Source organism: Pseudomonas sp. WS 5011 (assembly GCF_012985775.1).
GTDB classification, from domain to species: Bacteria; Pseudomonadota; Gammaproteobacteria; order Pseudomonadales; family Pseudomonadaceae; genus Aquipseudomonas; species Aquipseudomonas peli.
In genome coordinates this window covers 83,098-97,615 of sequence record NZ_JAAQXA010000007.1, presented here as the reverse complement: position 1 = coordinate 97,615, position 14,518 = coordinate 83,098, and the positions used below count along the sequence as shown (strand labels likewise).

At 61.5% G+C, this 14,518-nt stretch carries 11 protein-coding genes; 9 read left to right on the top strand and 2 right to left on the bottom strand.

The features are described from left to right. Window positions 1-113 precede the first annotated feature (113 nt). On the bottom strand, window positions 114-1,217 hold the full coding sequence (gbcB, locus tag HBN63_RS09900) for a glycine-betaine demethylase subunit GbcB (RefSeq protein WP_170049295.1): 1,104 nt from the start codon (window positions 1,215-1,217) through the stop codon (window positions 114-116). Window positions 1,218-1,568: 351 nt separating this feature from the next. Here gbcB and gbcA point away from each other — a divergent pair, with 351 nt between their 5' ends. The 8 genes from gbcA to HBN63_RS09860 all read left to right on the top strand — a co-directional run bounded on the left by gbcA (window position 1,569) and on the right by HBN63_RS09860 (window position 11,854). Further along, window positions 1,569-2,861, top strand: a complete 1,293-nt coding sequence (gene gbcA, locus HBN63_RS09895) for a glycine-betaine demethylase subunit GbcA (RefSeq protein WP_170049294.1) — start codon at window positions 1,569-1,571, stop codon at window positions 2,859-2,861. An 865-nt stretch (window positions 2,862-3,726) separates the two neighbouring features. After that, window positions 3,727-4,704 (top strand): dipeptidase, encoded by a 978-nt coding sequence (locus tag HBN63_RS09890; protein ID WP_170049293.1) that lies wholly within the window; start codon window positions 3,727-3,729, stop codon window positions 4,702-4,704. A gap of 108 nt (window positions 4,705-4,812) precedes the next feature. Next, window positions 4,813-5,343, top strand: coding sequence for a DUF5943 domain-containing protein (locus HBN63_RS09885; RefSeq protein WP_160089620.1), 531 nt, complete (start codon window positions 4,813-4,815; stop codon window positions 5,341-5,343). 15 nt (window positions 5,344-5,358) lie between these two features. Beyond that, complete coding sequence (dgcA, locus tag HBN63_RS09880) at window positions 5,359-7,419, top strand: dimethylglycine demethylation protein DgcA (protein WP_170049292.1); 2,061 nt, start codon at window positions 5,359-5,361, stop codon at window positions 7,417-7,419. Window positions 7,420-7,523: 104 nt separating this feature from the next. Continuing rightward, a complete protein-coding gene (dgcB, locus tag HBN63_RS09875; RefSeq protein WP_170049291.1) occupies window positions 7,524-9,488 on the top strand; it encodes a dimethylglycine demethylation protein DgcB in 1,965 nt (654 codons plus the stop codon). After that, the gene (locus tag HBN63_RS09870; protein ID WP_170049290.1) at window positions 9,485-10,708 is read left to right on the top strand and encodes an electron transfer flavoprotein subunit alpha/FixB family protein; all 1,224 of its coding nucleotides are present in this window, start codon (window positions 9,485-9,487) and stop codon (window positions 10,706-10,708) included. The genes dgcB and HBN63_RS09870 overlap by 4 nt, the downstream gene beginning before the upstream one ends. A gap of 95 nt (window positions 10,709-10,803) precedes the next feature. Continuing rightward, entirely contained in the window at window positions 10,804-11,577 is a 774-nt protein-coding gene (locus HBN63_RS09865) for an electron transfer flavoprotein subunit beta (protein WP_170049289.1), read from the top strand. 25 nt (window positions 11,578-11,602) lie between these two features. Further along, complete coding sequence (locus tag HBN63_RS09860) at window positions 11,603-11,854, top strand: hypothetical protein (protein ID WP_090254976.1); 252 nt, start codon at window positions 11,603-11,605, stop codon at window positions 11,852-11,854. Between the two features lie 62 nt (window positions 11,855-11,916). Here the strand turns inward: HBN63_RS09860 and HBN63_RS09855 are convergent, their stop codons facing one another. Continuing rightward, window positions 11,917-12,960 (bottom strand): low specificity L-threonine aldolase, encoded by a 1,044-nt coding sequence (locus HBN63_RS09855; protein WP_170049288.1) that lies wholly within the window; start codon window positions 12,958-12,960, stop codon window positions 11,917-11,919. A 289-nt stretch (window positions 12,961-13,249) separates the two neighbouring features. Between HBN63_RS09855 and glyA the strand changes: the two genes are divergently transcribed. After that, window positions 13,250-14,503: a serine hydroxymethyltransferase gene (gene glyA / locus HBN63_RS09850; protein WP_170049287.1), complete on the top strand. Its 1,254-nt coding sequence runs from the start codon at window positions 13,250-13,252 to the stop codon at window positions 14,501-14,503. Window positions 14,504-14,518 lie beyond the last annotated feature (15 nt).

Genomic DNA, 14,518 nt, shown 5'->3' with positions numbered 1-14,518 from the left:
TGCCAGAGCCGAAAGCCCTTCCTACAACTGCGCAGCTCAGACAAAAACGCCGCACTGGCCTTGAAGGCGAGTGCGGCGTTTTGCTGTGTGCGCGACGGCGCGATAAGCGCTGCTTAGTACTCGATCGCCACATCACCCTGCGGCACGCTGCAGCAGGAGAGGATGTAGCCCTCGGCGACATCTTCGTCGGTGATCCCGCCGTTGTGCTCCATGCTCACCTCGCCTGAGGTTTTCATTACCTTGCAGGTGCCGCAAATGCCCATGCCGCAGGCTTTGGGGATATGCAGGCCAAGCTTGGCCGCGGCAGCGTGTACGGTTTCGCCTGGGTCGACGCGGATGCTCTTGCCGGTGCTGGTGAATGCCACTTGATGCTGCTCGGCAGCCGGCACGGCGGGGGCTTCGGCGGCTTCGGCGGCGAGCTCCTTGGCTTCTTCGCGGACATCCGCCGGCGTCGCGCCAAATGACTCCTCGTGGTAGTGCTGCATGTCGAAGCCATTGCTTTCCAGCAGGCGTTTGACCGCATTCATGTACGGCGTCGGGCCGCAGCAGAAAATTTCCCGATCCAGGTAGTCCGGGGCAATCAGCTCCAGCATCTTCTGGTTGAGGTAGCCGCGATAACCGGCCCAAGCCTCACCCAGCCCATGCTTCTCGCAAATCACATGCAGGCTGAAGTTGTTGATCCGCGCGGCCATGTGCTCCAGCTCGCGGTGGTAGATGATGTCCTTCGGTGAGCGCGCGCTGTGCACAAACACCATGTCGACATTGGCGTTGGTGTCGTAAAACCAGCGCGCCATCGACATCACCGGCGTAATGCCGACCCCGCCACTGAGGTAGAGCACCTTGTCGGCGGGAAAGTCGATGGCATTGAACAGCCCGACCGGGCCGTGAACCGGCAGCTCCTGGCCTTCCTGCAGGTTGTCATGCAACCAGTTGGAGACCTTGCCGCCAGGCACTCGCTTGATGGTGATGGAAAAGCTGTAGGGCACGGACGGCGAGCTGGAGATGGTGTAGGAGCGCATCACCGGCTGGCCGTCGATTTCCAGTTCCAGGGTGACGAATTGTCCTGGTTTGAAGAAGTACAGCACCGGCTGATCTGCCATAAAGCAGAACGTGCGCACGTCCCAGGTTTCCTGGATGACTTTGACGCAGCGAACCAAGTGGCGGCCATTGCTCCAGGTCTGGGTGGTAATGGGGTTGAGGAAGTCGTTCGTCGTCATGGACGTCTCTCCGCGCGGCCGGGCATCGGCCTTATATGGGGCGGATTGTGCGCACTGGCGGATGGGCTCATTTATCTGCCAGCGACATTTACATGCTTATCGCGACCTGCCGCGCAGGCCTTGGTTTGCCGCGTCGGAAACGGATGTGACCATGTCGTCCATAGACAAGGTTTGGCCTACGCTCAGCGCCACACTCGCAGCCAGCCGAAGCAAAAGGTCACGAGCGAATTCCTCTTTCATCCAGACGCCATCGGCAGGCGTAGAACGGGGCAATGACGCCACCTTGCGTAGCAACCGATCAGCCATTTTTACGGCCGTCGCACTAGACGATGAGCCATTGAGGAGTTACCGATGGACGTCACTTCCACCCTGAGCCTGGGCGACCCGCTGGAGCCTGCACGCAAGGCCACCGCCGAGATGCTGCAAAGCCGCGAGCGCACCTTTTCGTTGCCGCAGCCGTTCTACAACGATGAGCGCCTGTTCAAGATCGACATGCAGGAGATCTTCCACAAGGAATGGCTGATTGCCGGCATGACCTGTGAGATCCCGGCCAAGGGTAACTACCTCACCCTGCAGATCGGTGATAACCCGATCATGGTGATTCGCGGGGCTGATGGCGTGGTGCATGCCTTCCATAACGTCTGCCGTCACCGGGGTTCGCGCCTGTGCACCAGTGACAAAGGTAAGGTGGCCAAGCTGGTGTGCCCTTATCACCAGTGGACCTACGAACTCGACGGTCGCCTGCTGTTTGCTGGCACCGAAATGGGCGCGGATTTCGACCTCAAGGACTACAGCCTTAAACCGGTCAACTGCAAAGTGGCAGGTGGTTACATCTTTATTTCCCTGGCGGAAAACCCACCGGCCATTGATGAGTTCCTCAGTACGCTGGCTCATTACATGGAGCCGTACGACATGGAAAACACCAAGGTGGCCGTGCAAACCACCTTGATGGAAAAGGCCAACTGGAAGCTGGTGCTGGAGAACAACCGCGAGTGCTACCACTGCAACGGCTCGCACCCTGAGCTGCTCAATACCCTGCTGGAGTGGGATGACGTTACCGACCCGCGCGCCACCCAGGCGTTCAAGGATCAGGTGGCGGAGTGCACCGGCCGCTGGGACAAAGACAACATTCCCTACGCCCATGCCAGTTTTGGTCTGCGCAACCGCATCGTGCGCATGCCGCTGCTCAAGGGCACTGTCTCCATGACCATGGACGGCAAGCAGGGCTGCAAGAAACTCATGGGCCGTATCACCGATCCCGACTTGGGCTCGATGCGCATCCTGCACCTGCCGCACTCGTGGAACCACTGCATGGGCGATCACATGATTGTCTTCACCGTGTGGCCGATCAGTGCCCAGGAAACCATGGTCACCACCAAATGGCTGGTGCACAAGGATGCCGTGGAAGGCGTCGACTACGACGTCGCGCGCCTGCGTCAGGTGTGGGACGCCACCAATGATCAGGACCGCCGTCTGGCCGAAGAAAACCAGCGCGGCATCAACTCCACCGCTTACCAGCCCGGCCCGTACTCGAAAACCTACGAGTTTGGCGTGGTCAACTTTATCGACTGGTACAGCGAGCGTCTGCTCAACAACCTCGGCGCCGCACCTGCGCCCTACCTGAAAGGGGTTGTCGCCGAGTAACGGAGCTGGCGGGTTGGTCGCCCGCCGGAACGGCTCCACACTCAGGCCTTCATGGCCGCTTTGCTGCCCGCAGTCTGCTGCGGGCATTTTTTTAGCCCCGCCAATGTGCGCCATTACCTGCGCACAAGTGTTACCGCTCCGCCAGCAACGGGAACACAAACGAGTAGCAGCACCCCAGAATGGTGACTGCTTGTGTCAGCTTGGCTGTCTGCTATTTTCATATACCATTGATTTGTAAGTAATTTTTTAAAGTTGGCACGCTGAATGCTTTGTTTCTTGCACAAAAACAATAACAAGCATCAGCAGAACTATCGTACCGACTCAAGGCACAACAAAAACAAGAGTACCCACGAGTCGCAAACAGATTTTTTTGGAAAGGGTATGTGATTCGGGTTTTCCCGCAACCAGGCCGAAAAGAATAAAACTACCTTGAGGTAGCTCGGTGTGCCGGTTGGATCATTGCAGGGGTTTTGGCAATGGCGATTGCTGTATCAGTAACCAAAAAAATACGTTTGCCCTTGGTTCCACTTGGAATCACCGAAAGCGATGACGCAACAGACAGCGATAAAACAACAATAACAGTCGCCAAATAATAAAAATAAAGCACACACCCAATTAGAGGGGAGCCTAGGCTCCCCTTTGTGCTTTCTGCGGTTTCGTTTTTCTTCCCCTCGCGACCTTTCCGCACGCCCGGCAGTGCAGTCGGGGGCCGCTCACTCGGTGGCTTATCCATAGGCGACCCGGCTTTGACGCTTTCGGCAATACCCCAGTCGTTTTTGCACCGGGTCGCCCAAGCCCCCGGGGATATGCTCAGTCCAAAGCGCCAACAACGGGTTTGGCGACACCGCTAAAAGGGGACTGCCTGATGAGCCCAGCCGAATTACACGCCGACAGCATCGTTATTGACGGGCTGATCATCGCCAAGTGGAACCGCGAACTGTTCGAAGACATGCGCAAAGGCGGCCTGACTGCGGCCAACTGCACCGTGTCGGTGTGGGAAGGCTTCCAGGCGACGGTGAACAACATCGCCGCCAGCCAGAAGCTGATCCGCGAAAACAGCGACCTGGTGATGCCGGTGCGCACCACCGCCGACATTCGTACCGCCAAGGCGCAGGGCAAGACTGGCATCCTTTTCGGCTTCCAGAACGCCCATGCGTTCGAAGATCAGATCGGTTACGTCGAGGTGTTCAAGCAGCTCGGCGTGGGCATTGTGCAGATGTGCTACAACACCCAGAACCTGGTCGGCACGGGCTGCTACGAGCGTGACGGCGGGCTGTCCGGTTTTGGCCGCGAGATCGTCGCCGAGATGAACCGCGTCGGCATCATGTGCGACCTCTCGCATGTGGGTTCGAAGACTTCCGAGGAAGTCATCCTCGAATCGAAAAAGCCGGTCACCTATTCCCACTGCCTGCCTTCGGGCTTGAAAGAGCACCCGCGCAACAAGTCCGATGCTGAGCTGAAATTTATCGCCGACCACGGCGGCTTTGTCGGCGTGACCATGTTCGCGCCGTTCCTGGCCAAAGGTATCGACTCAACCATCGACGACTACGCCGAGGCCATCGAGTACGTGATGAACATCGTTGGCGAAGACGCCATCGGCATCGGCACCGATTTCACCCAAGGCCACGGCCAGGACTTCTTCGAGTACCTGACCCACGACAAGGGCTACGCCCGCCGCCTGACCAGCTTCGGCAAGATCATCAACCCGCTGGGCATCCGCACCGTCGGCGAATTCCCCAACCTCACCGAGACCCTGCTCAAACGCGGCCATTCCGAGCGCGTGGTGCGCAAGATCATGGGTGAGAACTGGCTAAACGTTCTTCGGGATGTTTGGGGCGAATAAGTCTTTCCAATCACGCCCTCTCCCCCGACCCCTCTCCCCAACCCTCTCCCGCCTGCGGGAGAGGGTTGGGGAGAGGGCAAAAACAACGAATTCTGGAGCACCGAACACATGGCCACCCACGCACCCGAAATGCCTATTCAGGTCGACGACGAAACCGGCGTCTGGACCACCGACGCCCTGCCGATGCTCTATGTGCCGCGGCATTTCTTCGTCAATAACCACATCGGTATCGAAGAGGTACTGGGCGCTGAGGCCTATGCCGAGATTCTCTATAAGGCCGGCTACAAGTCTGCCTGGCACTGGTGTGAGAAAGAGGCCGAGTGCCACGGCCTATCTGGCGTGGCGGTGTTTGAGCATTACATGAAGCGCCTGTCGCAACGCGGCTGGGGGCTGTTCGAGATTGAAGCCATCGACCTGGCCGCCGGCACCGCCTCGGTGAAGCTCAAGCACTCGGCCTTCGTTTACGTCTACGGCAAGTGCGGGCGCAAGGTCGACTACATGTTCACCGGCTGGTTTGCCGGCGCCATGGATCAGATTCTCCAAGCCCAGGGCAGCGCGCTGCGCACCGTGGCCGAGCAGGTCTATGGCGGTTCCGAAGAGGGCCACGATGATGGCCTGTTTATCGTCAAGCCGCGCTAAGTCGAGGATCGAGTCATGGCTTTCGAAGCAATGTTCCAGCCGATCCAAATCGGCAAGCTGACTATTCGTAACCGCATCGTGTCCACCGCGCACGCCGAGGTCATGGCCACCGACGGCGGAATGACCACCGAGCGTTACGTCAAGTACTACGAAGAGAAGGCCAAGGGTGGCGTCGGTCTGGCCATCTGTGGCGGCTCGTCGGTGGTCTCCATCGACAGCCCGCACGGCTGGTGGAGTTCGGTGAACCTGTCGACTGACCGGATCATTCCGCACTTCCAGAACCTGGCGGATGCCATGCACAAGCATGGCGCCAAGATCATGATCCAGATTACCCATATGGGCCGTCGCTCGCGCTGGGATGGCTTCGACTGGCCGACCCTGATGTCGCCGTCCGGTATCCGCGAACCAGTACACCGTGCCACCTGCAAGACCATCGAGCCGGAGGAAATGTGGCGCGTCATCGGTGACTTCGCCAAGGCGGCGGCTCGGGCCAAAGCCGGCGGCCTGGACGGCGTCGAGCTGTCGGCCGTGCACCAGCACATGATCGACCAGTTCTGGTCGCCTCGGGTGAACAAGCGCACCGACGAATGGGGCGGCACCTTTGAAGGGCGGATGAAGTTCGGCCTGGAAGTGATCAAAGCGGTGCGCGCCGAGGTCGGTCCCGATTTCTGCGTGGGCCTGCGTATCTCCGGTGACGAGTTCCACCCGGACGGCCTCTCTCACGAAGACATGAAGCAGATCGCCGCGTATTACGATGCCACCGGCCTGATCGACTTTATCGGCGTGGTTGGCTCTGGCGCCGACACCCACAACACCCTGGCCAACGTTATCCCGAACATGAGTTATCCGCCGGAGCCGTTCCTGCACCTGGCCGCCGGGATCAAGGAAGTGGTCAAGGTGCCGGTGCTGCACGCGCAGAACATCAAGGACCCGAACCAGGCCACGCGCATTCTCGAAGGCGGCTATGTCGATATGGTCGGCATGACCCGCGCGCACATCGCCGACCCGCACCTGATCGCCAAGATCAAGATGGGCCAGGTCGACCAGATCAAGCAGTGCGTCGGTGCCAACTATTGCATCGACCGCCAGTACCAAGGGCTGGATGTGCTGTGCATCCAGAACGCGGCCACCAGCCGTGAATACATGGGCCTGCCGCATATCATCGAGAAAACCACTGGGCCCAAGCGCAAGGTGGTTATTGTTGGTGGTGGCCCGGCCGGGATGGAAGCGGCTCGCGTGGCTGCCGAGCGTGGCCACGATGTGACCTTGTTCGAGAAGAAAGACAGCCTCGGCGGGCAAATCACCTTGGCCGCCAAGGCTCCGCAGCGCGACCAAATGGCCGGCATTACCCGCTGGTTCCAGCTGGAGTTGGCCCGCCTGAATATCGACCTGCGCCTGGGTACTGGTGCTGATGAAGCAAGCATCCTCGACCTGCGCCCAGACATTGTCGTGCTGGCCAACGGCGGTCATCCATTCATCGAGCAGAACGAACACTGGGGCGCCGCTGAAGGCCTGGTTGTGAGCAGCTGGGACGTCCTCGATGGCACCGTTGCACCGGGCAATAACGTGCTGGTGTACGACACCATTTGCGAATTTGGCGGCATGTCGGTGGCTGACTTTATCGCCGAAAAAGGCGCGAAGGTGGAGATCGTCACCGACGACATCAAGCCGGGTGTGGCCATGGGCGGCACAACGTTCCCGACTTACTACCGCAGCATATACCCGAAAGAAGTGATCATGACCGGCGACATGATGCTGGAGAAGGTCTACCGCGAAGGCGACAAGCTGGTGGCCGTGCTGGAGAACGAATACACCGGCGCGAAAGAAGAGCGCGTGGTCGATCAGGTGGTGGTGGAGAACGGTGTGCGCCCTGACGAGCGCCTGTACTACGCCCTTAAAGAAGGCTCGCGCAACAAGGGCCAGATTGATGTGGAAGCGCTGTTCGCGATCAAGCCGCAGCCTTGTTTAGCTGAGAAGGGTGACGGCTATCTGCTGTTCCGAATCGGCGACTGCGTAGCCCAGCGCAATACCCACGCGGCGATCTATGACGCGCTGCGGTTGTGCAAGGATTTCTGAGCCCAGCACAACATCGATGGTTTGACCCGGTCTAGCTCCCTCTCCCTCTTGGGGAGAGGGGACTGAAATGCATGATCCCCTGACATTGGCGGTGGGAGCCTCACATGTTGAACACCCTACTCCCCATCCTGCTTTTCGCCGCCCTGGCCCTTGCGGTTATTGGCGCGGCGAAGCGCTTTCTGATGTGGCGCCGTGGCCGTCCGGCTCAGGTCGACTGGCTGGGCGGGCTGCTGGCTATGCCGCGTCGTTATATGGTCGACCTGCACCATGTGGTGGCGCGCGATAAATACATCGCCAACACCCATGTGGCCACGGCCGGCGGCTTTGTTCTGGCGGCAGTGCTGGCGATTCTGGTGCACGGCTTTGGCCTGCAGAGTCGCATCCTCGGCTTCGCCCTGCTGGCGGCGACGGCGTTGATGTTTGTCGGCGCACTGTTTGTCGCCAAACGCCGCCTCGACCCGCCGTCACGGCTGTCGAAAGGCCCGTGGATGCGTCTGCCGAAAAGCCTGCTGATGTTCGCCGGCAGCTTTTTTATCGCCACGCTTCCTGTTGCTGGCATCCTGCCTGCAGACTTTGGCGGCTGGGTACTGGCGCTGCTGCTCACCGTCGGCGTGGCCTGGGGTGTGTCCGAGCTGTTCTTTGGCATGACCTGGGGCGGGCCGATGAAGCACGCCTTCGCCGGTGCCTTGCACCTGGCCTGGCATCGCCGCTCTGAGCGCTTTGGCGGTGGTCGCTCGACCGGCTTGAAGGCACTCAATCTGGATGACCGCAACGCTCCTCTGGGCGTGGAAAAGCCTACGGACTTTACCTGGAACCAGCTGCTTGGCTTCGATGCCTGCGTGCAGTGCGGCAAATGCGAGGCAGCCTGCCCGGCCTTCGCCGCCGGCCAGCCGCTCAACCCGAAAAAGCTGATTCAGGACATGGTGGTCGGCCTGGCTGGTGGCACCGATGCCAACTTTGCCGGTTCGCCTTCTCCGGGTAAGCCGGTGGGCGAGCACCGCGGCGGCCCGCATCTGACCATCGTCAACCTGCATGGCAAAGCCCTGGTCGACGCCGAAACGCTGTGGTCCTGCACCACCTGCCGTGCCTGCGTCGAGGAGTGCCCGATGATGATCGAGCACGTCGATGCCATCGTCGATATGCGCCGCCATCTCACGCTGGAGAAAGGCGCGACGCCGAACAAGGGCGCCGAGGTGCTGGACAATCTGATCGCCACCGACAACCCCGGCGGTTTCGCACCGGGTGGCCGGTTGAACTGGGCAGCGGATCTCAACCTGCCGCTGATGAGTGACAAGCAAAATGTGGATGTGCTGTTCTGGGTCGGCGACGGTGCCTTCGATATGCGCAATCAGCGCACCCTGCGCGCCTTTGTCAAAGTGCTGAAAGCCGCCAAGGTCGACTTCGCCGTGCTCGGCCTGGAAGAGCGCGACAGCGGCGACGTGGCCCGGCGTCTCGGTGATGAAGCGACCTTCCAGCTGCTGGCCAAACGCAATATCGCCACCCTGGCCAAGTACCAGTTCAAGCGCATCGTCACCTGCGACCCGCACAGCTTTCATGTGCTGAAAAACGAATACGGCGAGCTAGGCGGTCGCTATTCGGTGCTGCACCACAGCACCTATATGGATGAGCTGATCACTGGCCAGAAACTCAACCTTGGCACCCACAAAGGCGGCTCGGTCACCTACCACGACCCCTGCTACCTGGGCCGCTACAACGGCGAGTATGAAGCGCCGCGTAATGTCCTGAATGCCATCGGCATTGAAGTGAAAGAGATGCAGCGCTCGGGTTTCCGCTCCCGTTGCTGCGGCGGTGGCGGCGGTGCGCCGATCACCGATATCCCCGGCAAGCAGCGGATTCCCGACATGCGCATGGTCGATATCAAGGAAACCGCCGCCGAGCTGGTCGCCGTGGGCTGCCCGCAGTGCACGGCGATGCTTGAAGGCGTGGTCGGTCCGCGTCCGGAGGTCAAGGATATTGCCGAGCTGGTGGCCGATGTATTGATCGAGGGCGTGGTCGAGGTGAAGAAGCCTGCATCCGTCCCGCGTGAAGCAGCCGAGGTAAGCCCATGAGCGACCTGATCCGCCGTGATCCACGGGCCGAATGGATCGCCCGCAACCGCCTGCATCCGCTGCATGCCGCCGCACAGCCGGCGGTGGCCAGCTGGCTTAGTGCCGCCGGTGTGCTGCGCAAGAACCCGCATGCGGTGGGCTTTGTCGGCCCTAATGGCCTTAAACGCATCGACCGCTCCGGCGCGCAGCAAGGTGGCGCGGTCAAGCGCTCGACGGCCAGTGCCGTGGTGCAGTTGCCGCTGCATGTGATCGAGCAACCGGCATTCTATATCGGCGTGGTGCCGGATATGGTCGGCGGCCGCCTGAGCGCGCATGACAAGGACCTGCTTGGCTTGGCGCACAAACTCGCCGGCAGCGACGGTGCGGTGGTCGCGGTGATCTTTGGCGAGCACAAGGAAAGCGCCTTCGATAGCAACGGCGTCGACCGTCTGCTGCAGTTCGATGGCGAGGGTTTCGACGGCTACGCCCCGGAAGCGCGAGTGCTGGCCCTCGGCGCAGTAGAAAGACAACTGACGCCGCGCCACTGGTTGCTGCCCGACAGCCGCAGCGGTGGTGGAGAACTGGGCCGGCGTCTGGCCGCCAAACTGGGTGAACGCCCGGCCACGCGGGTTTGGCAGGTGGCCGATGGCATGGCCAGCGGGCGTGCGGGTGCCGGTCGGGAAGACCTGGTGCAACAAGCGCCACGCCTGATTCTGGCGGCGGTGGAATGCGCCGAACCGGTCAGCGAAACCCGTCACGAAGTACGGCCGCTGGCGCTGAGTGAAGCGCTGGTCAGCCATTTGCCACGGATTCGGGATTTGGGCGCGGTGGCGGTCGATCCGGCGCAGATCCCCATGGCCGAGGCCGAATTTATTCTCTCTGGTGGCAACGGCGTGAAGGATTGGGCGCTGTTCCATCAGGCCGCTGCGGCGCTGGGTGCCACCGAAGGTGCCTCACGAGTGGCAGTGGACGATGGCTTTATGGGCCGCGAACGCCAGGTCGGCGCGTCCGGCATCTGGGTCACTGCGCGGGTTTACGTGGCCGTGGGGATTTCCGGGGCGATCCAGCATCTGCAAGGCATCGGTGCCTGCGACAAAGTGGTGGCGATCAACCTCGACCCGACCTGCGACATGATCAAACGCGCCGATCTGTCGGTGATCGGCGAGTCTGCTGCGATCTTGCAGGCGCTGATCGAGCGCGTCGCCGCCCATCGGCAGGGAGCAGAACGTGATGCAGCCTAAGCAAACTGTAGGGTGTGTGACGCTTCATCCATCCACCAACGCTCACACCGCCATGGCGGAAGAAAACAGCGTCTTCCTCCCTACGGAGCTGCGCCATGACTGATTTGCAGGTAGTTACGCTGGTTTCCGTAGGCGCTCACCCGACCTCAGGCCGCCCGCGCCGCGCCGAGCAGGACGCCCGTGCGGTCGAGCTGGGGCTGCGTCTGGCCGGTGAGCGGTTACAGGTGCTGCATGCCGGCGATCCGCAGCAGGAAGCATTGCGTGCTTATCTGGGCATGGGCCTTGAGCAGATCAAAATTCTTGAACAGCCAGCGCACAGCGATGCGCTGCCGGTGCTCGCCGAGTACCTGGCCGACTCCAGTGCGCAGCTGGTGTTGACCGGCAGCCAGGCGGAAACCGGCGAAGGCTCGGGCATGCTGCCTTACCTGCTGGCGGAACAGCTCGGCTGGCCGCTGGTGGTTGGGCTGGCGGCGGTGGAGCAGGTCAGCAATGGCGTGGCGCAGGTGCTGCAAGCCCTGCCGCGCGGACAGCGCCGGCGCTTGCAGGTGCGTCTGCCGTTTGTTGCCAGTGTCGATAACGCTGCGCCCACTGCCCGGCAGAGCGCATTTGGCCCCGCTCGCCGTGGTCTGTTAACTGCCGAGGAGGTGGAGCTGGTCGCCGACCCGCTATTTGCCAACGCGCAATTGCAACCGGCGAAACCGCGCCCCAAGCGCCTTAAGGTGATCAAGGCCAAGACCGGCGCGGAACGAATGAAGGCGGCTACGGCCAAGGCATCCGGCGGCGGGGGACAGGTGCTCAAGGATGTATCGCCGCAAGCGGGCGCGGAGGCTATCTTCAAATTGTTGTTGGAAGAAGGCGTGCTGCGCTAGCACGCCACCATTGGAGGAATTGACCATGATGCACGCCGACCTGATCGATCAGGAGGACCTACGCGAACGTCTGGTGGCGCTAGGGTTGTCGATCCCACCCGGGGTTACGGCGGAGCAGGCGTGCGAGCATGCCGTCAGCGGACTCAGCCCGGAACGCGCGCTGGCCCTGCGTAGGCTGGTGGAGGAGTTGCTCGGTGGCAGCGCGACGCTGTTGCCGAATGTGCGCGAGGCGATCTCGCGCACCTTGCTGCCAGCGCTGGTTCCCCGTCCTTCCTGATGGTTGGGGCTGATGCAGGCGTCAGTGGCCGTCTGCATCAGCCAGCCGCCTGAGCGTCTTGCTTAGCTGGCCGTCATCGCCTGGCGAATATCCCCTGCCAGCTGGCGCACTCGCGCTTCGTCGGTGTCCCAGGAGCACATAAAGCGTGCACCGCCAGCCCCGATAAAGGTGTAGAAGCGCCAGCCCTGGCCGCGCAGGATTTCCAGCGCCGGTTCCGACATCTGCAAAAACACGCCGTTGGCCTGCACCGGGAACATCAGGCTGACCCCCGGAATATCGCTGACCAACTCGGCGAGCAGCTGCGCGCAGCGGTTGGCGTGCTGGGCGTATTTCAGCCAGGCATCGTTCTGCAGAATGCCGACCCAGGGTGCGGACAGGTAGCGCATCTTCGAGGCCAGCTGACCGGCCTGCTTGCAGCGGTAGTCGAAGTCTTCGGCCAAATCTTTATTGAAGAACAGGATGGCCTCACCCACGGCCATGCCGTTTTTGGTGCCGCCAAAACACAGCACATCGACGCCGGCCTTCCAAGTCAGGTCGGCCGGGCTGCAGCCGAGAAAGGCGCAGGCATTAGAGAAGCGCGCGCCGTCCATGTGCAGATGCAGGCCCAGTTCGCGGCACACCGTGCTGATCGCGCGCACTTCGTCGGGGCTGTAAACGGTACCGACTTCCGTGGCCTGAGTCAGGGTCACCACCCGTGGCTTGGGGTAATGGATGTCCTGGCGTTTGAGGGCGATGTCTCGGATCGCCTCGGGCGTCAGTTTGCCGTTCTCGGTTTTGGCCAGCAGCAGCTTTGAGCCATTGGAGAAGAACTCCGGCGCGCCGCATTCGTCGGTTTCGACGTGGGCGGTCTCCGAGCAGATCACGCTGTGGTAGCTCTGGCATAGCGACGCCAGGGCCAGTGAGTTGGCGGCGGTGCCGTTGAAGGCGAAGAACACTTCGCAGTCGGTTTCAAACAGGCGGCGGAAATGGTCGGCGGCGCGTGCGGTCCATTCGTCGTCGCCATAGGCGCGCTGGTGGCCCTGATTGGCTTCGGCCATGGCCGCCCAGGCTTCCGGGCAGATGCCGGAGTAGTTGTCGCTGGCGAATTGTTGCGAGAGATCGGGCATGGGAGCTTCCTTGTGGGCGCTAACGCTAAGCCGTTTGGGATGCTTCTACTGTATCCGCGGTCACGCCTGCGTGCAGATACGGGGGCGACATCCTCTGCCATACAGGCGAAGCCGCAGCGCACTGTCGCCTTTAAGACCTGCGCAATTGCGACGCGTGCATGTCGCAAACGCAATCCCCCGTGGCGTGCCTAGGCATCTGACCGATCAGGGCCAGTCATACCATCGGCTCACAAGGGCTCAGCCCGCTATCGACACAGATGCGCTGCCCAGGCGCCGCAGGAGATCCGCGATGTTCAGCAAGCACGACCAGATTCAAGGCTACGACGACGAATTGCTCAGCGCGATCAACGCCGAGGAAAGCCGTCAGGAGCACCATATCGAGCTGATCGCCTCGGAAAACTACACCAGCCAGCGGGTCATGGAAGCCCAGGGCAGCGGCCTGACCAACAAGTACGCCGAAGGCTATCCGGGCAAGCGCTATTACGGTGGCTGCGAGCATGTCGATGTGGTCGAGCAGCTGGCCATCGACCGCGCCAAGGCGCTGTTCGGTGCTGATTACGCCAACGTTCAGCCGCACTCCGGTTCGTCGGCCAACAGCGCGGTGTACCTGGCGCTGATCAATGCTGGCGACACCATCCTCGGCATGAGCCTGGCCCACGGCGGTCACCTGACCCACGGCGCCAAGGTGTCGTCCTCGGGCAAGCTGTACAACGCCGTGCAGTACGGCATCGACACCACTACTGGTTTGATCGATTACGACGAAGTCGAGCGCCTGGCCGTCGAGTGCCAGCCGAAGATGATCGTCGCCGGTTTTTCCGCCTACTCGAAAACCCTGGATTTCCCGCGCTTCCGCGCCATCGCCGACAAGGTCGGTGCGCTGCTGTTTGTCGATATGGCCCACGTTGCTGGCCTGGTCGCCGCTGGCCTATACCCCAACCCGATTCCCTTTGCCGATGTAGTCACCACCACCACTCACAAGACCCTGCGCGGTCCGCGTGGTGGGCTGATCCTGGCCAAGGCCAATCCTGATATCGAGAAGAAACTTAACTCGGCGGTGTTCCCCGGTGCCCAGGGTGGCCCGTTGATGCATGTGATCGCGGCCAAGGCGGTGTGCTTCAAGGAAGCCATGGAGCCGGGCTTCAAGGAATACCAAGCGCAGGTGATCAAAAACGCCCAGGCCATGGCCAAGGTGTTTATCGAGCGCGGCTACGACGTGGTCTCCGGTGGTACCGACAACCACCTGTTTCTGGTCAGCCTGATCCGTCAGGGCCTGACTGGCAAAGACGCCGATGCGGCCCTGGGGCGCGCCGGGATTACGGTAAACAAGAACGCCGTGCCGAATGACCCGCAGTCGCCGTTTGTCACTTCGGGCCTGCGTATCGGCACTCCGGCCATAACCACTCGCGGCCTCAAGGAAGCGCAGAGCATCGAGCTGGCCGGGTGGATCTGCAACATCCTCGACCACCTCGGAGATGCCGATGTCGAGGCGCAGGTGGCAACTCTGGCGGCAGGGCTGTGCGCCGATTATCCGGTCTACCGTTGAACGCAATGATCCACC